The sequence below is a fragment of the Nonomuraea fuscirosea genome, from assembly GCF_003001935.1.
GTDB lineage: Bacteria > Actinomycetota > Actinomycetes > Streptosporangiales > Streptosporangiaceae > Nonomuraea > Nonomuraea fuscirosea.
The window spans coordinates 76,436-100,509 of record NZ_PVNG01000022.1; the positions used below are offsets into that span (position 1 = coordinate 76,436).

Here is a 24,074-nt window from a genome sequence, read left to right on the forward strand (position 1 = left end):
TGGGCTCACGGCGCGTTCAGCCGGGGCTCACGCCAGTGTCTCGATGAACGCGGTCAGCTGGGCGACGTTACGGCACTCGTACATCGGCACGACCGTGCCGTAGTCGCTCGCGACCGAGTCGCCGGTGTCCCACTGCTGCCTCGGCTCGGGGTTGAGCCAGTAGGCGTGGCGGCACCGCGACGTCAGCGACTTCAGCACGTCGAGCGCGGGGGGCTGGTAATTGGAACGGGCGTCGCCCAGGATGAGCAGCGACGTCTTAGGGCCGATCGCGTCGCCGTACCGTTCGGCGAAGCGCTCCAGCGCGTGCCCGTAGTTCGTCCGGCCGAAGCGCACCATGTCGGCCTCGTCGGCCAGCCTGGTCATGGCCTCCACCACGTCGGAGCCCGGCAGGAAGAACCGGGTGATCTCGTCCACGGTGTCCACGAAGCCGAACGCCCGTACCTTCGTGAACTGCTCTCTCAGCGCGTACGTGAGCAGCAGCGTGAAGTGCGCGAACGACGAGACCGAGTCACTGGTGTCGCAGAGGACGACCAGCTCGGGCTTGTGCGGCCGGGGCGGCTTGAAGTGGGTCGTCAGCGGCACGCCGCCGCTCTGCAGCGAGGCCCGCACAGTCCGGCGGAAGTCGAGTCTGCCCCGTTTGCCCTTCCTGTGCCTGATGGTCAGGCGAGCGGCCAGGCGCCGGGCCAGCGGATGCACCTCCCTGCGCAGCCGGGCCAGGTCCGCCTTGGTGACGCGGAGGAAGTCGACCTGGTCGAGCGGCGGGCGCACGGCGGAGCGGGCGATGCGCTCGATCCCCGAGTCCTCGGCGATGCGGCGGCGCACGTCGGTGGCCACGGCCTCCTCGAAGCGGCGCCGGTTGTCGTCGACCCGCCGGCGCAGGGTCTTCTCCGCCAGCCCGCCGCGCTCGTGCCCCTGCAGCACACTCCGCAGGATGCCGGCCATCAGCGTCTCGGGCGACAGCGCCCGCATGACGCTGTAGGAGAACCAGTTCTGCCGTCCAGGCCCCGACTCCTGCCGGCCGAACCGCTCCACCATGGCCTGGGCGAACGCGCGCAGCTCCTGGTCGGTGGCCCCGGTCAGCAGCGCCGCCAGGTGCTCGCGCAGCTCCTTGACCTCCGCCTGCGCCAGGTCCGTACGCGGGACGTGGGGCCTGATCCCGCTCGTGGAGGCCGGGAACCACAGGTCGAACAGCACGTCGAACCCCGGCCGGTAGGCCGGCTTCTTGACCAGCGTGGCCGCGTACGCCGCCCGCAGCGACTCCCGGTCGGCCAGCTCGACCACCCGCAGCGCGTTCGCCGCGTCCAGCCCTTCCGCCACCGACACCGGCACCCCGGCCTCGCGCAGCGCGTGCACGAAGCCGACGTGCCGATCCACCAGGGATCCCGGCTCAGGCATCGCCCAGCCCCAGCTCCTTGACCGCCCGCGTGTGGTCGGAGGCGTGCTTGAGCACGACGCCGAGCGTCCCCGCCACGGTCGCCTCGTCCAGCTCGTCGCGGCCGAGCGCCAGCAGCGTGTTGGCCCAGTCGACGGTCTCGGCCACGGACGGGGCCTTCTTCAGCTCCAGGGCGCGCAGCGTGGCCACCGTCCTGGCCAGCTGCTCGGCCAGCTCGGCCCGCAGCCCCGGCACCTGGGCCAGCACGATGTCCCGCTCGCGCTCGGGCGTGGGGTACTCGATGTGCAGGTAGAGGCAGCGCCGCTTGAGCGCCTCGGACAGCTCGCGGGTGGCGTTGGAGGTCAGCACCACGTACGGCTTGCGCGTCGCGGCGATCGTGCCCAGCTCGGGGATCGTCACCTGGAAGTCCGACAGCAGCTCCAGCAGCAGCCCCTCGACCTCGACGTCGGCCTTGTCGGTCTCGTCGATGAGCAGCAGGGTCGGCCGCTCGGACCTGATCGCCTTGAGCAGCGGCCGCTCCAGCAGGAACTCTTCGCTGAAGATGTCGTCGTCGGCGCTGGTGGCCTGGATCCGCAGCAGCTGCTTCTTGTAGTTCCACTCGTACAGGGCCCTGGCCTCGTCGAGCCCCTCGTAACACTGGAGCCTGATCAGATCGGCCCCCGTCGTCAGGGCCACCGCCTTGGCCAGCTGCGTCTTCCCGACCCCGGCCGGCCCCTCGACCAGCAACGGCTTGCCCAGCGCTGCGGCCAGGAACACCGAGGTGGAGATGGCGTCGTCGGAGAGGTAGTCCACGGCGGCGAGCCGCTCCGTCACATCGGTGGGCGAGTCGAACATCGATGCTCCTGTTCTTGGGGCCGAACTTTATTCTAGCGGCTCATGTCCAGGGGAATCCGATTCGACCAGGATGCGGATCACCGGTATATTCCTTCCTGCCAGCGCCGCTAGCTCAGTTGGTCAGAGCAGCTGACTCTTAATCAGCGGGTCCGGGGTTCGAGTCCCTGGCGGCGCACCGCGACGAAACCCCAGCTCAACATGTTGAGCTGGGGTTTCTCGGTTCTCCAAGAGCGGCGGCCCTTCGTCGGCCCTGTGCCTGCGTTTGACGTCGGAGAAGCCCGCGATCGAGGTCGCGATCCGTAGCCGACCCTCCGCGCGAGTGCGGAAGTGGTGGCGGTGCACGAGCCATCATTTCGAGGAAACATGAACTGCTCTCTTGGTTCTCTCGCTGTGTGGCACGATCAGACCTTCCCTCATGCGGAAGATCGACTGCGTGTACTCCGGTCGGAGGTGCCTGGTGTCAAGGGTTGCCTGCTGGCTGCTGGCCGTCATCACGGTGGCCGGCGCCGTAAGGCCCGCGGCGGCCGAGGTGGTGCCCGCGCCACGAGATCAGATCGGCGTCTACCACTGGGGGCCGACCGCCGCTGCCTGGCCGGGCACGCCCGACAAGCTGACCTGGGGCGCCGACGCCGTCGCCGCGCTCGGAAGCCGGACGATCCGCGTCGCGCTGTCCACCCGCGATGACTACAAGGTCAACAACAGCAAGAGCGCGCTGAGCGCGATCGCGGGTCAACCCGCGTACGCGAAGCTGTTCACCGACTCACGCTTCTCGACCTACCTGCTGACCGTCTACTCGGCGGACGACCTCACCGGCAACTGGTCCGACGGGTACTCGAAGGCCGAGCAGGACGCCGGACGAGCTGAGATGGCCCAGCTGGGGACATATCTGCTGAAGACTTACCAGAACAAGAAGTTCATCATCCTGAACTGGGAGGGCGACAACGCGCTGTCCGCCTTCCCCAGCAGCGACGCCACGGCGTGGGACGGCTATGTGAAGTGGGCGACGGCCCGCGTCCACGGCGTCAGGGACGCGCGCGCCGCGGTGCCGGCCGCCACCAGCCGCATCTCTTCAGGGCTGGAATTCAACGCGATCAAGCGCCTGGACAGCGGCGCCGCGTGCGACACGACCACCAACAAGTGCGTCATCAGCTATGTCGCGCCCCGGGTGGACGCCGACTACTACTCCTATTCCTCCTGGCAGTCGCTCGACTCCGACGGCAGCCGCCTGACCCGGGACCTCACCGTCGCCTACGACCTGGTGTCGGCCACACGTCCGGCCGTGACGCACGCGAACTTCCTCGTCGGCGAATTCGGCGCCGCGCGTGACATCAACGGCGAATGCAAGGCCGCTGCCCAGGTCCGCGCCACGGTTGCGGCGCTTGAAGCGTGGGGCGCGTCGTACGGGATCTTCTGGCAGGCCTTCGACAACGATCCAGCCAGCGGCATCTACGACGGCTTCGGCGCCTACCGCCGTGACCGCTCGCTCTCGCTGTCCGGCCAGACCCTCGAGAACCTGTACGCCACCGGGACACCGACCGTCCCGGCGGCCACCTGCGCCGCGATCAACGCCGGCGGTGTGGTCAACGGCAAGACGTTCAAGCCCGTCATCCATCCCGGCGACGTGATCTCCATCTTCGGTTCGGGCTTCTCCGCATCGGGCAACATCGTGTGGATCAAGCAAGGGGCGAAGTCCTACCAGATCAAAGCGGGCAGCCCGTGGTGGCACGAGTCGGCAGGCCAGATCAACGCCACGCTTCCGGCAGGCGTCGTGACCGGCCGCAACGTCAACGTGTACGTCACGCGCTCCGACGCTCGCGTCTCCAACGGCCAACTCATCGACATCACCCCATCCTGAACGCCGAGCCGGCCTCGGCCATCATGATCCGGCCGTCGCCCGCCGTGCGCATCTCCAAATGCCCGACGGAACCATCGGACATGGCGACGCGATCGACCTGGGCCCGTGACCGGAGCCGGCGGCTACTCCTGACGTGAGCGCCACAGCCCGATGGCGGTGACGCGGGAGTCCACGCCCGACTACCACGGGCCCCGGCGGCACGCCGAGGAGTGCGAGGCGGCTCGCCGCTGGCTCTCCGTCCCGTACGTGATCGACGGCGTGCTCGTCCACGTGGACGACGTCGATGTCCACTACCGGCGGGCCCGCGACGCCGGCGCCCGGATCCTGTCGGAGCCGGAGGCCACCGGCTTCGGCAAGGTCTACCGGGTCGAAGACGCGGAAGGCCACCGCTGGCTGTTCACCCAGGCGTGACACGCACCGGCCCACCCCGCGGACGGGCGCGATTTTGGGCTGAACGCGCCCGAGCTCCGGCCTGTGTCTCGGTAGTCCGGGCGCACCCCCCGGTCCCCTCTGTGCCGAGGCACACGTCCGCATTGCGTCATGCACTCCATGGCCGAGAGGCCCCGGCGCTCGGGGCGCGTTTCAGGAGGCTGGGTTCTGCTCGCCGGTGGCGGTGTAGACCTCCAGGAGGCGTTCCGAGCCGTGCAGGAGGGTTTCGCAGATCAGGTCCGGGTCGAACAGGCAGCCGGCCGCCATCGCGCCGTCGCGCATCATCACGAAGTGGCGGGCCGCGGCCTCCGCGCCCGGCTTCTGGATCCGGGCCAGCTGCTCCGTGACGGTGTCCAGGAACCACTGGCGGTGGGCGAGCACGGCCTGGTGTACCGGTGACTCGGGGTCGGGGTATTCGGCGGCGGCGTTGAGGAAGGCGCATCCGCGGAAGCCGGGGGACTGGATGCCCTGGGCGATGGACGCGCTGATGGCCCTGATGGTGTCGGCCGGGGGCAGGCCGGCGGCGATGACCTCCTCCGCCTGGCCGCGCAGGGCCCGGTCGGCCTCGTTCAGATAGGCGAGGACGAGTTCTTCCTTGCCGGTGAAGTGCCGGTAGAGGGTGGCCCGGGTGACCTGCGCCTCCATGACGATGCGATCGATGCCGACGGAGTGGATGCCCTCCGTGTAGAAGAGCCGCGTGGCCGTGCTGAGCAGCCGGTTTCGGGCTTCGGACGGCCGGGCTTCGGTGGGGCTGCGCATGTCCGTCATTCTAGCGGTAGAACGTTCGGTCTTGACAGTGCTCGCGCGACGGGACCATACTCGGGGCGATAGAACGTTCGGTCTTGTGGAAATCCCCACGGAAAGGCTCGTCATGAGCGCCATCGCTGCTTCATCCGGCATCTCCACCACCGCGTCCGCACTGCGGCGGCTCTACTTCGTCCGCTTCGCGTTCGCCATCATCTGGGCCCTCGTGATGTTCACCACCGCGATGAACCTGGGACCGCTCGCGGTCACCCTGCTGGTGCTCTACCCCCTGTTCGACGTCGGCGCCGCCATCGTGGACGCCCGCTCGTCCCGCTCCACCGGATCGCCGACGCTCCTGTACGTGAACGTCGCGGTCAGCTCGATCACCGCCATCGCCGTCGCCGTCGCGAGCACCTCCGGCATCCCCGCGGTCCTGCGCGTGTGGGGCGCCTGGGCGATCGTGGCCGGGCTGGTCCAGCTCATCGTGGCCGTCCCCCGCCGCAAGATGGGCGGCCAGTGGCCGATGATCCTCAGCGGCGGCATCTCCGTCCTCGCCGGCTCCTCGTTCATCCTCGGCGCCTCCGCCGCCAACCCGACGCTGGCCAACGCGGCCGGCTACGCCATCCCCGGCGGCATCTTCTTCCTCATCTCGGCCCTGCGTCTCGGCCGCGCCGCGAAGGGCAAGTGACATGAGCGAGCACACCTACGACGTCATCGTTCTCGGAGCCGGCCCTGTCGGCGAGAACGTCGCCGACCGGGCGGTGCAGGGCGGGCTGAGCGCCGCCATCGTCGAACGCGAGCTGGTCGGCGGAGAATGCTCCTACTGGGCCTGCATGCCGACCAAGGCCCTGCTGCGCAGCGCGGCGGCGTTAAGGGCGGCGCGGCAGCTGCCCGGAGCGCGTGAGGCGGTGACCGGTGAGCTCGACGCGGCCGCGGTGCTGGGCCGGCGCGACTCCTTCGCCTCGCACTGGAAGGACGACGGCCAGGTGGCCTGGCTCGAATCGGCCGGTATCGCCCTGCACAGGGGCCAGGGCCGGATCGTGGCCGAGAAGACGGTCGAGGTCACCGGCGCCGACGGCGTCCAGGTCACGTTGAGGGCGCGGCACGCGGTGGTCGTCGCGACCGGGACCGGCGCGCTGGTGCCCGACCTGCCCGGCCTGCGCGAGGCCGCCCCGTGGACCAGCAGGGAGGCGGCCGCCGCGGCCGCGGTCCCCGGCCGGCTCGCGATCATCGGCGGTGGCGTGGTGGCCTCGGAGATGGCGACCGCCTACGCCGCGCTCGGCTCCACGGTGACGATGCTGGCCCGCGACGGCGTGCTGCCGCAGGCCGAGCCGTTCGCCGGAGAGCGGGTCACCGAGGCGCTGCGTGAGGCCGGCGTCTCGGTGCGCCTCGGCGCGGAGGCCGCGTCGGTGCACCGCGACGAGACCGGAACGGTGCGCATCACCACGGCCGACGGCGGTCAGGTCGAGGCGGACGAGGTCCTGGTGGCGGTCGGCCGTACGCCGAACACCCAGGACATCGGCCTCGGCGCCGTCGGCCTGAAGCCGGGCGCCTGGCTCACGGTGGACGACACGCTGCGGGTGCTCGGAGCGGACGGGACCCCGGTCGGGGACGGCTGGCTGTACGCGGCCGGCGACGTCAACCACCGGGTGCTGCTCACCCACCAGGGCAAGTACCAGGCCCGCGCGGCCGGCGACGTCATCGTGGCGCGGGCGAAGGGCGAGGCGGTCGACGACGGCCGCTGGGGCCGGCACGTGGCCACGGCCGACGAGCGCGCGGTGCCCCAGGTCGTCTTCACCGACCCGGAGCTCGCGTCGGTGGGGCTGACCGCGGCCGCCGCCGAGGCCGCCGGGATCAGGACCCGCGTCGTCGACTACGACCTCGGCGCCGTGGCCGGCTCCTCGCTGCACGCCGACGGCTACCGGGGGCACGCCCGCATGGTCGTCGACGAGGACCGCAAGGTGATCGTCGGCTTCACGCTCGTCGGCCCGGACACCGCCGAGCTGCTGCACGCCGCGACGATCGCGGTCGTCGGCGAGGTGCCGCTGGACCGGCTGTGGCACGCGGTCCCGTCGTACCCCACGATCTCCGAGGTGTGGCTGCGGCTGCTGGAGACGTACGGCCGCTGATCGGCACGGCACCCCGCGAGCCCTCGGGGTGGCTCGCGACCGTGGTAGAGGCCCAGGCCAGGACGGCCTGGGCCTTACCGTCGTCAGCTCGCGGCCGGCCCGATGCCGTCCAGGGCGAACGTCCTGTTCCCCTCCTTCACCCAGGCCCGGCGGAATCGCCATGTGCGGCGCGTCGTGGACGTCGTTGTAGCGGAACGTGTTGCCGACGCCGTACATGTAGCCGGCCGGCGTGTACGTGGCCAGCTTCGAGAAGTCGTAGATCTCGTTGTGCTCCACCACGTGGTCACCGCGTTCGGGCGAGTCGCGGTCGCCGCCCGCGGTGAAGACGCCGCCGCCGCCCAGGTCGTGCAGCCTGCTGTTGACGACGCGGTTGCGGACGACGCCCGGCCTGCGTTCGCTGGTCCGGCCGGTCAGGGCGTCGCGGGCGCGTTCAATCGTGGCGAGCGGGTCTTCCTCGGTGCCGGTGGCGTCGTCCTTGCTGGTCTTGGCGACGTACACGGAACCGTGACGCCCGCGTGGCGCGAGTTCAATGGTTTGACCAACCGACATGCAATGACGTAACCCGATATATGCCGATTCATCGGCCGTGCCGCTCGGATAAGGTGATCAACCGGAAGCATCGGGAGGGCTGCCACCATGGAGTTCGCCGTTCTGGGCCCCCTGCGCGCGCACGGACCCGACGGACCCGTGCACCTCAGCGCCAAGCAGCGGGCCGTCCTAGCCACCCTGCTCATGCACCCCCGCGTCGTGGTCTCCACCGAGCGCCTGATCGCCGCCGTCTGGGACGATCCGCCCAGGTCCGCCGTCGCCAACGTGCAGACCTACCTCTCCCAGCTCCGCCACGCCCTGCGCGGCACCTCGCTGCGCCTGCGCACCGAGTCCTCCGGGTACGCCTGCGAACTGCCGCCCGACCAGCTCGACCTGCTGGCGTTCGAGGAGGCGGTGCGCCGGGCCAGGCGGGCCAGGGAGGCGGGGGAGCGGCAGGCCGCCGAGCGCGCCTACGGCGAGGCGGTGGCGCTGTGGCAGGGCAGCCCGGCCGAGGACGCCAGGCTCGGCGGCGTGATGGCCGCCAGGATCGCCGAGCTGGAGGAGCAGCTCGTCCTGGCCAGGTCCGAGTGGATCGACGTACGGCTCGAACTCGGGCGGGACGACCTCGTGGCCGAGCTGCGCACCGTGGTCGCCGCCCATCCGCTGCGCGAGCGGTCGTGGGCGCAGCTCATGCTCGCCCTGCACCGCAGCGGCCGGCGCAGCGAGGCGCTCGACGCCTTCCGCGAGGCCCGCGCGCTGCTCGCCGGCGAACTCGGCATCGAGCCGGGCCCCGAGCTGGCCGAGCTGCACGCCGCGCTGCTGGCCGGGGACCCGGCGCTGAGCGTACGCCCGGGCGCGCCGGCGTTCCTGGGTCCTTCGTGCCAGCTGCCCGCCGACACCTCCGACTTCGTCGGCCGCGAGGCCGAGCTGGAAGTGCTGCTCACGGCGGCGCGGGCGCGGCGGGAGCGCGGCTCACCGCCGATCGTCGTCGTCTCCGGCCTGCCCGGCGTCGGCAAGACGACGCTGACCGTGCACGCCGCCCACCGGTTACGCGCCGACTACCCCGACGGGCAGGTCTTCCTGCGGCTCGGCCGCGACGCCGCCGGGCCGCGCCGTCCCGCCGACCTGCTCAGCGAGCTGCTGCGCTCGCTCGGCGTGGACGGCACGCTCATCCCGGAGCACCTGGAGGAACGGGCCAGGCTGCTGCGCCAGCGCCTGGCCGACCTCGCGGTGCTCATCGTGCTCGACGACGCCCAGGACGAGACCCAGGTACGCCCCCTGCTGCCCGGCACGGCCCGGTGCTGCGTGCTGGTCACCTCCAGGTCGCGCCTGCCCGTGCTGGAAGGCGCCACCCGGTTACCGCTGGACCTGCCCGGCGAGGACGACGCCCGGCTGCTGCTCGAACGGATCGCCGGCGGGGCCCGGCTGGGGGCCGCGCCGGACGCCGAGCTGGACATCCTGCGCGCCTGCGGCATGCTGCCGCTGGCGATCAGGGTGGCGGGGGCGCGGCTGGCCATCCGCCCCGCCTGGCCGGTCCGCGAGTTCGCCGGCCGGCTCGCCGACCGGCGGCTGGACGAGCTGGTCGTGGGCGGGCTCGACGTCCGCGGCACGTTCGGCGGCAGCTACGCCGCCCTGCCCGAGCCGGCCCGGCGCGCGTTCCGGCTGATCGGGCTGGCGGACCTGGGCAGCATCGCGGAATGGTCGGCCGCCGCGCTGCTCGGCCGCACCGGCCTGGAGGCGGACGCGGCGCTGGAGACCCTGGTCGCGGCGGGCATGCTCGACTCCAGGGAGATCGACGAAGCCGGGCAGCCGCGTTACCGCCTGCACGACCTGCTGCGCGTCTACGCCGAGGAACGCGCCCTGGCCGAGGACAGTCCCGAGGAGCGACGGGCCGCGCTGGGACGTCACGTGCTGGAGTGCCTGCGCCGGATCAGGGCGGCCACCAGCGACCTACCCATCCCGACCGCGCCGCCGTACCTGCTGGAGAAGCCCGAGCCGCTGCCGGAGGGCGCCGGCATCGGCTGGCTGACGGCCGAGCGCAGGACGCTCGTCCACAGCGTCTCGGCCGCGGTCGAGCTCGGGCTGGTCGCGGAGGCGGCCGAGCTGGCGCACCACCTGTCGGCGTACCTGAACCTCGAAGGCTTCCTCGACGACGTCGAGCGGACGCAGCGGGCCGTGATCGCGGCCGCCCGCGACGAGCGCACCGCGCTGCGGGCGGAGCTGCTGCTGGCGGGGGTGCCGCTGTCACGTGGCGCCTTCGGCACGGCCGGGGATCACTTCAGCCGGCTGTACGACGGCTTCCAGCGGATCGGGGACCGGCACGGGGCCGCGTACGCGCTGATCAACCGGGCGGCCTGCCACCACGGGGCCGGGCTGATGGACGAGGCGCTCGACGACGCCCAGCGGGCCATCGGCCTGCTGGAGGAGCTGGGCGACACCGGCGGGCTGGACTACGCCTGGACCTGGCCGATCTGGATCCACATGGAGCTGGGACGGCACGCCGAGGCCAGGCGGCTCTGCCAGGACCGGCTGGCCGGGGCCGGCGACGACCGGCGGGTGCGCGGCGACCTGCTGCGGGCGCTGGGCACGGCCTGCTACCTGAGCGGTGAGGCGGCCGAGGCGGTCCGCTACTACCGGGAGAGCTTGCTGATCAGCGAGGTCATCGGGCACCGGGTGGCGGCCGGCAAGGTGCTGCGCCGGCTGGGCGAGGCGTTAGGGGCGCTCGGGCGCTTCGACGAGGCCGTGGACGCGCTCGACGGGGCCCGCTCGCTCTTCCGCGAGAGCGGGGACGGGCTGGGGGAGGCGCTGGCCACGTACGCGCTCGGGGAGGTGCGGCTGCGTCAGGAGCGGGCGGCGGAAGCGCTCGCGCTGCTGGCCGGCGCGTACGAGCGGCTCGGGCCGGACGGGCCGCCCGTGTGGCGGGCCCGGGTGCTCAGGGAGCTCGGCCGGGCGCACGCCGGGGTGGGGGAACGCGAGCGGGCGGAGGCGGTGTGGCGGGAGGCGCTGCGGCTGTTCGAACACGGGCCGGAGGCCGCCCAGGTGTCCGCCTACCTCGCCGATTCCGCGTGACGTGTACGCACGCCCTGCCCGACCGGCTGCGGCGCTCGCGGACGGCTCACTCGACCGGCCGCAGTGCCCGCGGGCGGCTCACTCGACCGGCTGCAGGAACGTGACCACGGGCACCGTCTCGGCGCCCGACTGCCTGGCCGCCCGCCGGGCCGCGCCGGGCGTCGGCCCCTCGCCCACGACGCCGCCGTCCGCCAGCGCCACCCACCGGCCCTGCGCCGCGACGGCGTGCGCCGGCTCGGGAACGAACTCCAGCGCCCGCTCCACCTCGGGCCGGCTCGGCACGGGCACGGGACGCGACCGCCAGTACAGCCACTGCACCACGATCAGCGGCCCCAGCGTGGTCAGCAGCGGCACCGCGCCGCCCCCGCCGAGGAAGGCCGCCACCACGACCGCCAGCAGCGCCGCGTCCACGCCGGCCGCCGTCCACCCCGCGACCCGCCCGTAACTCCGGTACGCCACCAGCGGCCACAACGTCAGCATGAGACAGTCACCGAGCCCGACCAGCGACGGCTCGGGAGCGCCCCGCGTGGCCAGCACCGGCGCGAACGGCAGCCCGTCCAGCCGCGCCACGAACTCCAGCGTCAGCGAGGTGAGACCCGTGGCCAGCGTGTCGTACAGGGTCAGCGCCGCGGCCAGCGCCGCCACCTGCGCGGGGCTGATGGCCGTCTGCACCCACAGGTTGACCGCGCCCACGACCAGCAGGACGACCGCCACGTCGTTCAGCACCAGGACGACGCCGCTCCACCCGGCGAAGTACGCCGCCACGTCCCCGCCGCACAGCACCAGCGCGGCGAACCCGGCCACCCGCCCGCCCAGCACCGGGGCCAGCGTCAGCTGGGTGAACGTGAACACCACCACCCCGAACACCGACACCACGATCGCGACCGGCACGTGCAGGTACGCGAACGGCATGGCCACCAGCGCGACGACCATGACGGCGATGTCGGCGCGGACGAACCGGCCCACCGGCGGACGCGGGATCGTGTAACGGGACAGGAACCAGGCGGACAGCGCGACCGTCAGCGCGATGAGCGCGTGCAGGCCGAGGACGTGCGGGATCACCGGACTCCTAGCGGTACGGGGGCGGCGTGCTCGAAGCTGTGCTCGATCAGGTCCGCCCTGACCTGGCAGGGGGTAGGCAGGTCGTCGGGGGTCTCGACCAGGGCGATGCCCTTGATCGGCAGCCCGGTGGCCCGCTCCTCCAACCGGCTGAGCAGGGTCGGGTCGTCCTTGCCCGACACCACGAACAGGACGTCGTCCTCGACCGCGTACCTCGTCGGCAGCGGCAGCGCCCGCTCGCCCTGGAGCAGGTCGAGGACGTCGCGGGTGGTCAGGCCGTCCGTCCCGGTGAGGCGGCCGAGAACGCGGGAGGTCGCCGGGATCGCCGCCATCGCGCACGTCGCGGGCGCGGACTCGGGCAGCGTCTTGACCAGGTCGCCGGTCACGTACCGGAGCAGGAGGGTGGTGTCGCGGAAGGAGGAGTACGGGGTGATGACGAGGACCCCGGTCGTGTCCGGCGCGGCCGGCTCCAGCGTGACCGGGTCCAGCACCTCCACCAGCCCCTGGTCGGCCGGCAGATGCAGGTGCCCGTCGTCGCACACCTGCCCGGTGACCGGGGCGATCTCCGTCATCGAGTAGCCGTCGAAGACCTTGGCGCCCAGCACCTCCTCGGCCCGCACCCGCAGCGCGTCGGTCAGCACCTCACCGCCCGACCACACCTCGATCAGCCCGAAGTCGCGCGGGCTCCAGCCGCTCCGCTCGGCCTCCTGGACGAGTGCCGCGAGATAGGACGCGGTCACGTTGACATGGCTGATCAGCGGGCGCTTGCCGGGCACGTGCAGCGGTGTGGCCAGCCGGTCGAGGGCGGTGCGCGGATCGATCATGCCGAGATGCACGAACCCGGCGCCCGTCATGGGCACCGCCCGCTCGGCCACCACCTGGGCGATCGACCGCGAGCTGATGGCGTTGGCCCAGAGATGCTCCTCGCGCACCCCGCCGGTCAGCATGAGCGCCAGCGCCGCCATCGAGGACATCAGCTCGACCTCGTACGCGGAGAACCAGACCAGCGTGGGGCTGCCCGTCGTCCCAGTGGTGTGGGCCAGCACGGCGGGACGGGCCCGGTCCGACACGAAGGCGGCCGGCATGCCGCGCAGCGCCTGCTTGGGCGTCGGGGGCAGATCGGCGAGGGCCATGCCAGGCTCGCCGAGGCGGCGGTAGTAGGGGACCTCCGCCAGCGCGTGCTTCATCGTCCTGCGCAGGCGCCGCTTCGTGAGATCCTCCTGGATCTCCGGATCGGCGGCGGCCAGCATGTCGTCGGAGCCCTCACCGGGCGACCCGAACGCCTCCATGGTGGCCCGCGTGTCGTCCACCAGCGCGCGCACGTCCCGGATCCGGAACCGCCGGCCGGACATCATCGTCCACGCGTAGCCCAGTTGCCGCATCGCTGTGCCGAACACGCCTCACCTTCCTCCGCCGTTCCCCCCGGGGGCTGATCCCCCGGGGGGCGTGAACCTGCCCGGCGGGTCAGCCGATGTGCACGAACACCGCGGTGGACAGGGCGCTGACGGCGTACTTGGCGTAACGGCGAGCGGTCTTGATCATGGGCTCTCCCTCTCGTTCCCAGGACGGGGCTCGACGCCCCCTCTCACACGGCAACGATCAGTTCAGGCCCTACAAAGTGACTACAGAGCCGCTACAGGGCTCTCTTCGGCCTGCGCCGGCGGAGACCGGCGAGCGCGGCCACCGTGATCACGAGCCCCGCCGCCACCACCATCCGCCCATCCGGCCCCGCCTCCCCACCGGCCCCCGTCGCCACCCCTCCGGTGGGAGTCTCCTCCGGGGTTTCGGCGGGGGTCTCCGTCTCGGTGGGTTCGGAGGTCTCCGTGTCGGTGGCGTCGGGGCTGGGGCTCTCGCTCGGGGACTGGCCCGCCCCGGCGACCGTGAGGGGGTACTCCTTCAGGGAGTCCTTGTCCTTCACCTCACACTCGATCACCGGCCCCTGAGGGCGGGGGCCGAAGTTGATCGCGGCCGCGTGCACCGTGCCGCTGCCGGGCTTCCCCGGCGTCGTCCGCACCTCGGCCGTCGAGGGGAGCACGATGGGCTCGCCCGGCACGACGGCGTCGAGCGGCGCGACTCCGGTGGCCGAGGTCAAACCGTCGATACCGCTGATGCCCGCGTAGACGTACATGTTCACCTCGCCCTCCAGGCCCGTCTCGGGGGCGAGCAACTGGGAGCCCGCCGCGTAGGCGCCGGTCCAGCCGATGGTCATCTGTGTCTTCACCGTGGCCTGCGCCGGCACCGTCAGCCCGACGTCGATGCTGACGGACTGCTTTTCTTGCGTGGCCCTGGTGGTGCACTCATATTCCACGACCTCCTGGACCTTGGCGGAGGCCGTCCCGTGTGCGGCGGGAGAGGCGGCGCAGGACAAGATCACGGCGGCTAAGACGGCCAGCGGGACACGCACGGCGGCTCCTCTGCGACGGACGGTGCACAAGGGAGACGGGGTGAACGTGCACTCGGTTGTCACAGAATGCCGCTCGTCCTGGCCGGGCGAGAAGACCGATCACCTACAACGCGTGCGTCAACATACGTCGATGTAGTAGACCGGATCCCAGTCGACGCGAACGATCTTGCCCGCGTCGATGGTCCGCAGCGTCTTCTTGTTCTTGTCCATCAGGACGACCTTCGCGTTGTTGACCTGGTGGTTGGAGACGGCGCCGTCGCCGATGAAGTTGGACACCCAGCGGTCGTCCGGCCTGCAGTAGGTCACCTCGAAGACGGTGTGCTCGCCGTCGCCCTCACCGGCGGCCAGGCACGCGTACTCGCTGTCGCAGTTGTGCAGCATGGTGTCTCTGAGCAGTGTGGACGCGTCGGGGGTCACGGTCTCGTGCGGACCGAAGAACTGCATCCACGGCTCCCACGCCGCCGTGCCGGCACCGGCCCCCTGGCTTTCCGACTCCTTCGCCTGCGCCGCCGGCGCGCCCGCGGACAGCGCCGTGACGAGCGCGAGAACGACGACAGAGGCCGACGCGACTCCGGGCCGTCGCTTCATGAAGCTCCGCATGATCGGGTCCTTTCTCAGCGTTCGGACCAGACCAGTCAAACAACGACCCGCTGCAGATCGGCTTCTGCTCGGCTTCACCCAGGGCGTTCCGCGGTGCCCTGGGCGGCCAGGAAGGCGGAGATCTGGGCCGCTCCGGTCCGTCGCAGCCAGGTACGCAGGTCCATCAGGCCGGGGTGCAGGGCGCGGGTGAAGGCGACGTCGGCGCGGTAGCCGCGTTCGTTCAGCCAGGTGTAGGCGTAGGCGAACTCCTCGCCGATCCGCGCGATCGTCTCGATCGGGATCTCCACGTACGGCAGCGGCCGGCCGACGGCTTCGGAGATCTCGGCGGCGATCCGGCGCGGGGTGAGTTCGTCGCCGGCCAGGTCGACCGCGCGGCCGATCCACTCGCCCGGCTGGGCGAAGGCCAGCGCGGCGAAGACGCCGACGTCGTCGACGGCCATGATCTGCTGCGGTACGTCGGCGGCGAACGCGGTCGCGACGGTGTCGTCGTGCAGGTGGTACGCGCCGGTGTAGTTCTCCATGAAGGAGACCGGGCGCAGGAAGGTCGCGGGCAGGCCCAGCCGGATGATGTGCTGTTCGACCCGCCACTTGCTGATCACGTTGCCCGGCAGTCTCTCGGTGTCGTGGCGGCCCGCGCCGGCCAGCGAGGCGTAGACCAGGTGCCGGACGCCGGCGGCGTGTGCCGCGTCGGCGACGTTGCGGCCCCAGCGGACCTCGTCCTCGGCCGAGAAGCCCGCGGGGGTGCCCGGGGATCCGACGGTGGGCTGCACGCTGAACAGGCCGTGGGCGTCTTCGGCGGCGGCGACGAGGGAGGCGGGGTCGTCCATCTCGGCGCGGACGAGTTCGGCGCCCGCCTGTGCCAGCGCGCGGGCCGCCGGGGCGTCCGGATCGCGCGTCACCGCCCGTACCCGCCAGCCGCCGGCGAGCAGCTGCGCTGTCACGGCCCGGCCCTGCAGGCCGGTCGCTCCCACGACCACGATGGTCTTCACGAAATGTCTCCAGACGGTAGGCACGCGGCGGCCAACTCCCTAAGTGGGGTGGCCCCCCGGTTATGGGTGAGTACGATATGGAGGGCCACCCCGTTTACGCAAGCCCGCCGGAGCACACATGCCGCCCGACAGCCGTACGACCGCATCCGTGCGGCCGATGCGCGCGGACGCCCGCCGCAACTACGACCGCATCCTGACCGCCGCCGCCGAGGCCATCGCCGAGCAGGGAGCCGAGGCGTCGTTGGAGGAGGTCGCGCGGCGGGCCGGCGTCGGCTCGGCCACGCTGCACCGCCACTTCCCCTCCCGGCAGCGGCTGCTGGAGGCCGTCTTCCGCGACAAGGTCGAGGACCTGTGCGCCGTCGCCGCCGACCTGGCCGCCGACCCCGACCCGGGGCGGGCGCTGGCGACCTGGCTGGGAGCGGTCGCCCGGCACGCCGTGTCCAACCGGGGCCTGGCCGCCTCGCTGATGCGCGGCGCCCACGACGGCGATCCCGCCTGGGGCGCCACCTGCCACACGATGATCACCGACGCCGGAGCAGACCTGCTGGCCCGCGCCTGCCGGGCGAACGCCGCACGCCCCGAGGTCTCGATCACGGACCTGCTCACCCTCGTCAACGCCATCTGCCTGGCCGTCGAACACGACCCCGACGGCACCACCCACGCCGACCGCCTGCTCACCCTCGCCCTCACCGGAATCCGCCCTGAGGGACCCCAGGTGGTGAACCGGTGACCACGCGGGGCGGGTGGCGGCGTCGCCATGGTGAACCGGTGACCACGCGGGACGGCCGCCCATGCCGCGGGTGGCGGCGTCCCCGCGGTGAACCGGTGACCACGTGGATGGTCAACGTTGCGCACGTGACGGCGCCCGGCCCTGTGCGGGCTCAGCGGCCGTTTTCCTGGAGGCCCTCAGCCACGTGCGGAGGGTGGCGGTGCCGTCGGCTCTGCCGTAAAGGATGAGGGTCGGTGAAGAGAAGACGACGGAGACCCCCGCGACCGCGGAAGCCCCTCAGACCTGTCCGATCCCGCCATCCACGGGCCGGTCGATCCCGGTGACCCGCTGGGAACCGACGCTCTCGCCGGACGAAGATCCCGAGCGGATCGCCATCCGCGAGGCGCTGCCCTTCGGGAAGGCTCTGTACGACCGGCGGATTGCTCGCGCCGCTTGATCTGGCCGACCGGCTGACGGTGGGCGGGGCGGTGGTCGTAGGGTTCGGGTATGTCGTTCATCGTCACGACGGGTGCCACCGGTGCGCTTGGTGGCAGGATCGCCGCGCTGCTGGCCGAGGCCGGTGCCGAGCAGCGGCTCGTCTCGCGGCGGGCCGTCGGGCGCGCGCCCCGGCTCGATCGCGCGACGGCCGTCGATGCCGAATACGGTGACCCGGCGGCGATGCGGCGGGCGCTCGACGGGGCCTCGACCGTGCTGTTCGTGTCCGGGTCGGAGAGCGCCGACCGTCTCGACCGGCACCGCGCCTTCGTGGCCGCCGCCCGTGACGCCGAGGTGGCTCATCTGGTGTACGTCTCCTTCTACGGCGCCGCTCCCGAGGCCACGTTCACGCTGGCGCGCGATCACTGGGCCACCGAGCAGTGCATCCGCGAGAGCGGGCTGGCCTTCACCTTCCTGCGCGACAACCTGTACGCCGACTTCCTGCCCGCCATGGCCGGCGACGACGGCGTGATCAGGGGGCCGGCGGGGCGCGGGCGGGTGGCGGCCGTGGCCCAGGACGACATCGCGCGGGCGGCGGCCGGCGTGCTGCTGCGGCCGGGACCGCACGAAGGGGCGACGTACGACCTCACCGGGCCTCAGGCGCTGACGCTGGAGGAGGTGGCCGCCACCATGACCGAGGTGACCGGGCGGGAGGTCGCCTATCACGAGGAGACGGTGGCGGAGGCGTACGAGTCGCGCCGGGTCTATGGTGCGCCCGCGTGGCAGGTCGAGGCCTGGGTGTCGACCTACCTGGCGATCGCGGCCGGGGAGCTCGAAGGGGTCACCGACGCGATCCCCGTCCTCACCGGCGAACCGGCCACGACCTTCGCGGATCTCCTCAGGCGGCGAACACCTGAGAGTGGATCTGCTCAGGCGGTGAGCACTTGAGAGCGGAGCCGGTCAGACGGCGAACACCTGAGAGTCGTCCGCGAACGCCTTGAACTCCAGGGCGTTGCCGGCCGGATCGAGCAGGAACATCGTCCACTGCTCGCCCGGCAGCCCCTCGAAACGCAGGTACGGCTCGATGACGAACGCGATGCCCGCCTCCCGGAACCGGCCGGCCAGCTGGTGGAACTCCGGAATCGTGAGGATCAACCCGAAATGCGGCACGGGGACGTCGTGGCCGTCCACCGGGTTGTGCGCCCGCTGCGCCCGCGACGGCGCCAGATGGGTGACGAACTGGTGCCCGCGCAGGTTCCAGTCGATCCAGGTGCCCGAGCTGCGGCCCTGGGCGCAACCGATCAGATCGCCGTAGAAGTGGCGGGCCGCGTCGAGGTCGTCCACGGGGACGGCGAGGTGGAACCGGGGACGTGCGGGCGTGGTCATAGGGGGAATCTCCTTTCCGAGATGATCACTAGGTACCCGCCGCCGCGGGAAGCTCACCAGCCCTTGTCGAAGTCGCAGATGTTCACCGTGACGCTCTTCTGGCTGCGGGCCGGGGTGATCACCTCGAAGACCACGCGGTACGTGCCCTCCTGCTTCCACGTGATGGACGGGAGCAGCGGCCGGGACGCCGACGTGCCCGACTGCCGGCCCTGGTTCTGGCCGTTGACCAGCCAGCGGTAGCTGTAGGTGCCGGTGGCCGAGACCTTGGCCCAGATGTTCATGTCGTAGCGCCAGCAGTCGCCCAGCCTGATGCCCTCATAGGTGAACGCCACCGACCTGACGCCGCCGGCGGTGGACGGCTTGGCGGTGGTGGGCTTGGCGGTGGTCGGCTTCACCGTCGGTGTCGCGGTCTTCTTCGTGGGGACCGACGTGGAGGTGGGCGTGTGTCTGGGAGTCTTCGGGGTTGTGGGGGTCCGCGAAACCTTCGGCGTCTTCGGAGTCTTGGGAGGGCTCAGGGTCTTGGCCGACTGCTTGGCCTTGCCGGTCGGGCGGGTCGAGGCGGGGGTGGAGGCCGCGCCGGTGATGGCGGCGCTCGTGCCGGGGCCGCCGCGCCAGGTAGGCCACCACACCACCGCCGCGGCCACCCCCGTCGTCACGACGACCGCCGTACCGCCGGCCAGGAGTGCGAGCACGAGATGGTTGCGGGACGAGGTGCGCGTAGGACCGGTCCTCCCATGCGCGAAGCCCCCGTCCCGGCCGGGTCCGCCGGCCGCGGCGGGGAAAGGCGGTCCTGCGGGGAAGGGGGCCGGGTGGGGTGGCTGGGCCGGGCGTGCGGGGGAGGCGCCGATGAGCTGGAAGAGGACGTCCTGCATGGCCGGACGGGCCGCGGGGTCCTTGGCCAGGCAGGTGCGCACGATCGAGCGCAGCGGTTCGGGCACGCCGTCCAGCCGCGGCTCCTCGTACTGGATCCGCCGGAGCACCGCGGGCAGCGAGTCGTTGCCGAACGGTGGCGCGCCGGTGGCCGCGTACACCATCACCGACCCCCACGCGAACACGTCCACGGCCGGTGCGGCGGGCGCGCCGAGGAACTGCTCGGGAGCCATGTACGCGGGCGTCCCCACGATGCTGCTGGTACGGGTCACCGCGTCGTCCATCGCGCGGGCGATGCCGAAGTCGATGACGCGCGCCCCGTCGCGGCCGAGCAGCACGTTCGCCGGCTTGAAGTCGCGGTGCACGACCCCGGCCCGGTGGATGGCGGCCAGCGCGGTGGCGGTGGCGACGGCCAGGCGTTGCAGGTCCGCCCCCGTGTGCGGGCCGGCCTGCTGGAGCGAGGGCCCCTCGACGTACTCGGTCACGATGTACGGCCGCCCGCCCAGCGAGGCGTCCAGCACCTGCGCGATGCAGAACGGCTCCACCCGCCGCGCGGCGGCGATCTCCTTGGCGAAGCGGCCGTCACCGATCACGCCCTCGCGCAGCACCTTGATGGCGACGCGCGTGCCGTCGGGGGCGGAGCCCAGGTAGACGATCCCCTGGCCGCCCTCCCCGAGTGTGCCGACGATCCGGTAGGGGCCGATGGCCTCGGGCGTCATTGGTAGTCGTCCATGGAGCAGACGTCGATCGTGATGCTCTTGCGGGTGGCGGCGGGCGCGGTGACGTTCAGGGTGATCGTGTGACGGCCGGCGTCCAGCATGTACTGCCCGGACGTCACGAACGCCGTGTATTCGCCCTCCGACACCCACGATCTGCTGTTCACGCGGACCCGGCCGTCGATGGCCCATTTGTACGAGATCCAGATGCCCGGCCTGCTCGACTCCACCTGCGTCTGGAAGTGCACCGGGGGCATGTAGCAGCCGCTCGCGCCCGATTGGCCGGGGCCGCCGGACAGGTCGATCTGCAGGATGCTGATCCTGGCACTGGTGGCCGGTTTCCTGGTGGTCCTGGTCGGGGCTGGGGTCGGGCGGGCGCTCGTGCGCGCCGGTGTGCGGGTCCTGGTGGGGGTCGAGGTGGGGGTTGAGGTGGGCTTCTGGGTGGGTCTCTGGGTTTCAGGGGCGGTGGTACGGGGCTTGGACGTGGTCTTCGTGGGCTTGTGACCGGGCTCGGCCGTCCTGCCCGCCGTGTCGTCCGGATCGGCGTCCGGATCGGAGTCCTGGCCGGCGTCGGACGTGGCGTCCGGGGTGGGGGAGCCCGCGGAGAGGAACGCCGCGCCCTGCCAGCCCGACCAGGGGGCGACCCAGACCACCCCGGCGACGAGCGCCGCCACCAAGACCCCGCCCACCCCGCCGGCCACAGCCACCAACGCCGACCCCCGCCGCCGCCCCCGAGACCCAGGCCCAGGTCCCGGCGCATGCCCAGGCCCAACTCCGGGCCCCATCAGCGGGCCCTGCCCCGGCCCCCACGGACCCGGTCCCGCAGCCTGGGGTCCCGCATCCTGGAACCCCGCGCCCTGGAACCACGCGCCCTGGGATCTCGCATCCTGGGATCCCGCGCCCTGGGATCCCGCATCCTGGGGTCCCGTGCTCGGCGGGCCCGGTGGGGGAGTGTGGTGTGCCCAGCCGCCCGACGCCGCCTCCGCTCCGGGCTGCGGTGGTGGGCCGGGGTTCTGGCCGCTGAGGAGGCGCAGGATGACGTCCCGCATCGTCGGCCGTCGTCTCGGATCCTTGGCCAGGCAGTCGTACACGATCGCGCGCAGCCCGTGCGGCAGCTCGCCCAGGTGCGGCTCGTTGTGCAGGATCCGGTTGATGATCGCGGGCATCGTGTCCTGGCCGAACGGCGGCGCGCCCGTCCCCGCCCACACCATCACCGACGCCCACGCGAACACGTCCGCCGCCGGCCCGAGCGGTTCGCCCGCGAGCTGCTCGGGCGCCATGTAGGAGAGCGTCCCCACGATCGCGCCGCTGTGCGTGACGGGGTCGTCCATGGCGCGGGCGATGCCGAAGTCGATGACGCGCGGCCCGCCGGGCCCGAGCAGCACGTTCGCGGGTTTGAAGTCGCGGTGCACGACCCCGGCCTGATGGATGGCGGCCAGCGCGGTGGCCGTGGCGACCGCGAGCCGCTGCAGGTCCGCTCCGGTGTGGCGGCCCGCCTGCTGGAGCGAGGGGCCTTCGACGTACTCGGTCACGATGTACGGCTGCCGGTCGTCCGGCGAGGCGTCCAGCACCTGCGCGATGCAGAACGGCTCCACCCGCCGCGCCGCCTCGATCTCCTTGGCGAACCGCGCGCCGAACCCGGCGCCGCCCCGCAGCACCTTGACCGCGACCCGCCGGCCGTCGGGCGCCTGCCCGAGGTAGACGGTGCCCTGCCCGCCCGCGCCGAGGCGGCCGAGCAGCCGGTACGGCCCTGCCGCCGGTGGGTCGTCCTCCCGCAGCGGTTCGACGTTCGCCATGAGAGAAGTGACTCCTGAGACGGGTGCGGCAGATCTTTACGTACGATAGCGACTCAGATCAGGATTTGTGGTGAAGTCATACACCCACCGAAGCTTCGTTCGAGAGCGACGGCCACCACACCAGGCCCGGGCCCGACCGCGTCAGTCCCGCGCCCGGGGCAGTGCCGCCACCACGATCAGCCCGCCGCCCTCCCTGGGCCGCGCCCTGACGTCACCCCCGTGCGCCACCGCCACCGACCGCACGATCGACAGCCCCAGCCCCGCGCTGGTCCCGGTCACCGTCCGCTCGGGCCGGTGCCGGTGGAACGGCTTGAACAGCAGCGGCACGTCGTACGGCGCCACGCTCGGCCCGGTGTTGCTCACCTCCACCTCCACCCGATGCTCGGACACGGTCCGGCTGACGACCCGCACCCACCCGGTGCCGTCGTCGAGGTTGTAGCGCAGGCCGTTCTCCACCAGGTTGTGCACGAGCCGTTCGAGCAGCAGCGCGTCCCCGGTCGTCGGGGCGGGCGCGGTGACCTCGTACAACGTGACCTTGCGGTCGGCGGCCTCGTCGGCGCTCTGCGCGGCCACGTGCGTCACCACGTCGGCCAGGTCCACCGGCGAGCGGTCCGCGACGTCCTGCTCGGATCTGGCCAGCAGCAACAGCCCGTTGATGAGCCGTTCGTGCCGGGTGTTGATCTCCAGCAGGCTCTCGCCCAGCTCCTTGACCTCACTCGTGGCCGTACGGCGGTGCATGGCCAGCTCGACCAGCGCCCGGTTCAGCGTCAGCGGCGTGCGCAGCTCGTGCGAGGCGTTGGCCACGAACCTGCGCTGCCCGTCGAAGGAGTGGTCGAGCCGCTCCACCATGGTGTCGAACGTGTCGGCAAGGTCCTTGACCTCGTCGGCGGGGCCGTTCAGCGCGATGCGTTCGTGCAGCCCGCGTTCGGCCATGGGGGCGGCGGCGATCCTGCGCGCGGTGTCGGTGACCAGCCGCAGCGGCGCGAGCATGCGCCCCGCCACCACCCAGCCCAGCCCCACGGCCCCGCCCCCGACCACGACCAGCGCGACGGCGCCCTGCGTGAGCAGCGAGGTGAGCGCGGCGGACTGGATCCCCGCCTCCTGCTGCCGCAGCCACTCCTTCGCCTCCTCGCCGTAGACGGTGACGCCGTCCCTGGTCAGGAAGACCTGCTTGGTCCGGCCTGGCTCGGAGGAGGCGAACCGCTCCTCGAAGGTCCGGTCGAGCTGCTGGTTGAACAGCAGGTACGTGACCCCCAGCAGAGCCAGCCCGGCGAGGAGGAACAGCGCCCCGTACACGGCCGTGAGCCGCAGCCGGAGCGTGGGCCGCGGCGGACCAGACGGGGAGAGTCTCATGCGATCCGGTACCCCACCCCGGCCACGGTCTGCACGACCGGCGGGTCGGCGAGCTTGCGGCGCAGCTTGAGTATGGTCAGCCGGACCGCCCCGGTGAACGGGTCGGCGTGCTCGTCCCAGGCCTTCTCCAGCAGCTGCTCGGCCGACACGACGGCGCCGTTCGCGCGCAGCAGCTCGGTCAGGACGGCGAACTCCTTCTTCGACAGCGGCACGAACCGCCCGTTCCTGAACACCTCCCTGCGCGCCGGGTCGAGCGTGATCCCGGCCCGGCGCAGCACGGGCGGCACGGCCGGCCGCGAGCGCCGGCCGAGCGCGAGGACCCTGGCGGCCAGCTCGGGGAAGGCGAACGGCTTGGGCAGGTAGTCGTCGGCGCCCAGGGACAGCCCGCTCACCCGGTCGTCGAGCTGGGCGGCGGCCGTGAGCATCAGCACCCGGGCGGCGCACTCGGAGGCCACCATCTCCCGGCAGACCTCGTCGCCGTGCACGCGCGGCAGGTCGCGGTCCAGCACGACCACGTCGTAGTCGTTGACCGCGATCCGCTCCAGCGCGGCCGCGCCGTCGTGCGCCAGATCGACCGCGTGGGTCTCCTCGCGCAGCCACTCGGCGATCGCGTCGGCGAGCATCGGCTCGTCCTCAACCACCAGCACCCGCATGGCGTTCTCAGGTCCTTTCCGTCCGCTTACGAAGCTGAGTGTGACGGAACGGATATCCGTTCCGGATAAGCCGCCGCGTTCTGGATAATCCGCCAGGCGGAAACGCTGAGGAAACGCCCGGAG

General features: G+C 72.1%; 21 protein-coding genes and 1 tRNA gene. 9 read left to right on the plus strand and 13 right to left on the minus strand.

From position 1 onward, the window contains the following. Positions 1–27: 27 nt before the first annotated feature. Both B0I32_RS41105 and B0I32_RS41110 read right to left on the minus strand, forming a co-directional pair. Complete coding sequence (locus tag B0I32_RS41105; RefSeq protein WP_106248950.1) at positions 28–1,395, minus strand: vWA domain-containing protein; 1,368 nt, start codon at positions 1,393–1,395, stop codon at positions 28–30. After that, entirely contained in the window at positions 1,388–2,227 is an 840-nt protein-coding gene (locus tag B0I32_RS41110) for an AAA family ATPase (RefSeq protein ID WP_106248951.1), read from the minus strand. The genes B0I32_RS41105 and B0I32_RS41110 overlap by 8 nt, the downstream gene beginning before the upstream one ends. A gap of 101 nt (positions 2,228–2,328) precedes the next feature. Here B0I32_RS41110 and B0I32_RS41115 point away from each other — a divergent pair. The 3 genes from B0I32_RS41115 to B0I32_RS41125 all read left to right on the plus strand — a co-directional run bounded on the left by B0I32_RS41115 (position 2,329) and on the right by B0I32_RS41125 (position 4,493). Continuing rightward, positions 2,329–2,402, plus strand: a tRNA-Lys gene (locus B0I32_RS41115). 282 nt (positions 2,403–2,684) lie between these two features. Next, on the plus strand, positions 2,685–4,082 hold the full coding sequence (locus B0I32_RS41120; RefSeq protein WP_146178498.1) for a hypothetical protein: 1,398 nt from the start codon (positions 2,685–2,687) through the stop codon (positions 4,080–4,082). Positions 4,083–4,238: 156 nt separating this feature from the next. Continuing rightward, a complete protein-coding gene (locus tag B0I32_RS41125) occupies positions 4,239–4,493 on the plus strand; it encodes a VOC family protein (protein ID WP_219912286.1) in 255 nt (84 codons plus the stop codon). A 171-nt stretch (positions 4,494–4,664) separates the two neighbouring features. Here the strand turns inward: B0I32_RS41125 and B0I32_RS41130 are convergent, their stop codons facing one another. After that, a complete protein-coding gene (locus B0I32_RS41130; RefSeq protein ID WP_106248957.1) occupies positions 4,665–5,270 on the minus strand; it encodes a TetR/AcrR family transcriptional regulator in 606 nt (201 codons plus the stop codon). A 112-nt stretch (positions 5,271–5,382) separates the two neighbouring features. On the opposite strand from B0I32_RS41130, the gene B0I32_RS41135 reads away from it, so the two are divergent. The 4 genes from B0I32_RS41135 to B0I32_RS41150 all read left to right on the plus strand — a co-directional run bounded on the left by B0I32_RS41135 (position 5,383) and on the right by B0I32_RS41150 (position 10,981). After that, positions 5,383–5,943, plus strand: a complete 561-nt coding sequence (locus B0I32_RS41135; RefSeq protein ID WP_106248958.1) for a hypothetical protein — start codon at positions 5,383–5,385, stop codon at positions 5,941–5,943. Position 5,944: 1 nt separating this feature from the next. Next, positions 5,945–7,384, plus strand: coding sequence for a dihydrolipoyl dehydrogenase family protein (locus B0I32_RS41140; RefSeq protein WP_106248960.1), 1,440 nt, complete (start codon positions 5,945–5,947; stop codon positions 7,382–7,384). A gap of 279 nt (positions 7,385–7,663) precedes the next feature. Beyond that, positions 7,664–7,945: a hypothetical protein gene (locus B0I32_RS41145; protein ID WP_146178499.1), complete on the plus strand. Its 282-nt coding sequence runs from the start codon at positions 7,664–7,666 to the stop codon at positions 7,943–7,945. Between the two features lie 75 nt (positions 7,946–8,020). After that, positions 8,021–10,981 (plus strand): AfsR/SARP family transcriptional regulator, encoded by a 2,961-nt coding sequence (locus B0I32_RS41150; protein ID WP_106248963.1) that lies wholly within the window; start codon positions 8,021–8,023, stop codon positions 10,979–10,981. Positions 10,982–11,059: 78 nt separating this feature from the next. On the opposite strand, the gene B0I32_RS41155 is transcribed toward B0I32_RS41150, so the two are convergent. The 5 genes from B0I32_RS41155 to B0I32_RS41175 form a co-directional block, all read right to left on the minus strand. Continuing rightward, the gene (locus B0I32_RS41155) at positions 11,060–12,043 is read right to left on the minus strand and encodes a hypothetical protein (RefSeq protein ID WP_106248965.1); all 984 of its coding nucleotides are present in this window, start codon (positions 12,041–12,043) and stop codon (positions 11,060–11,062) included. After that, positions 12,040–13,437 carry a phenylacetate--CoA ligase family protein gene (locus B0I32_RS41160; RefSeq protein ID WP_106248967.1) on the minus strand — a complete coding sequence of 466 codons (1,398 nt, stop codon included), beginning with the start codon at positions 13,435–13,437 and terminating at the stop codon, positions 12,040–12,042. The genes B0I32_RS41155 and B0I32_RS41160 overlap by 4 nt, the downstream gene beginning before the upstream one ends. 236 nt (positions 13,438–13,673) lie before the next feature. After that, on the minus strand, positions 13,674–14,444 hold the full coding sequence (locus tag B0I32_RS41165; protein WP_106248969.1) for a hypothetical protein: 771 nt from the start codon (positions 14,442–14,444) through the stop codon (positions 13,674–13,676). 117 nt (positions 14,445–14,561) lie between these two features. Continuing rightward, a complete protein-coding gene (locus B0I32_RS41170) occupies positions 14,562–15,044 on the minus strand; it encodes a hypothetical protein (protein WP_106248971.1) in 483 nt (160 codons plus the stop codon). 74 nt (positions 15,045–15,118) lie between these two features. After that, positions 15,119–16,033: an NmrA/HSCARG family protein gene (locus B0I32_RS41175; RefSeq protein WP_106248973.1), complete on the minus strand. Its 915-nt coding sequence runs from the start codon at positions 16,031–16,033 to the stop codon at positions 15,119–15,121. A gap of 118 nt (positions 16,034–16,151) precedes the next feature. Between B0I32_RS41175 and B0I32_RS41180 the strand changes: the two genes are divergently transcribed. Then, on the plus strand, positions 16,152–16,763 hold the full coding sequence (locus B0I32_RS41180; RefSeq protein WP_245956351.1) for a TetR/AcrR family transcriptional regulator: 612 nt from the start codon (positions 16,152–16,154) through the stop codon (positions 16,761–16,763). Between the two features lie 486 nt (positions 16,764–17,249). Then, complete coding sequence (locus B0I32_RS41190) at positions 17,250–18,125, plus strand: SDR family oxidoreductase (protein ID WP_106248975.1); 876 nt, start codon at positions 17,250–17,252, stop codon at positions 18,123–18,125. Positions 18,126–18,137: 12 nt separating this feature from the next. Here the strand turns inward: B0I32_RS41190 and B0I32_RS41195 are convergent, their stop codons facing one another. From B0I32_RS41195 to B0I32_RS41215, 5 genes are all read right to left on the minus strand, one after another. Further along, the gene (locus B0I32_RS41195) at positions 18,138–18,563 is read right to left on the minus strand and encodes a VOC family protein (protein ID WP_106248977.1); all 426 of its coding nucleotides are present in this window, start codon (positions 18,561–18,563) and stop codon (positions 18,138–18,140) included. Between the two features lie 53 nt (positions 18,564–18,616). Continuing rightward, positions 18,617–20,152 (minus strand): serine/threonine protein kinase, encoded by a 1,536-nt coding sequence (locus B0I32_RS61160; protein WP_281262655.1) that lies wholly within the window; start codon positions 20,150–20,152, stop codon positions 18,617–18,619. Then, positions 20,149–21,945, minus strand: a complete 1,797-nt coding sequence (locus tag B0I32_RS61165) for a serine/threonine protein kinase (protein WP_281262656.1) — start codon at positions 21,943–21,945, stop codon at positions 20,149–20,151. The genes B0I32_RS61160 and B0I32_RS61165 overlap by 4 nt, the downstream gene beginning before the upstream one ends. A 141-nt stretch (positions 21,946–22,086) precedes the next feature. Continuing rightward, positions 22,087–23,298, minus strand: coding sequence for a sensor histidine kinase (locus B0I32_RS41210; protein ID WP_106248979.1), 1,212 nt, complete (start codon positions 23,296–23,298; stop codon positions 22,087–22,089). Then, entirely contained in the window at positions 23,295–23,951 is a 657-nt protein-coding gene (locus tag B0I32_RS41215; protein ID WP_106248980.1) for a response regulator transcription factor, read from the minus strand. Before B0I32_RS41215 ends, B0I32_RS41210 begins: the two co-directional genes overlap by 4 nt. Positions 23,952–24,074: the final 123 nt, after the last annotated feature.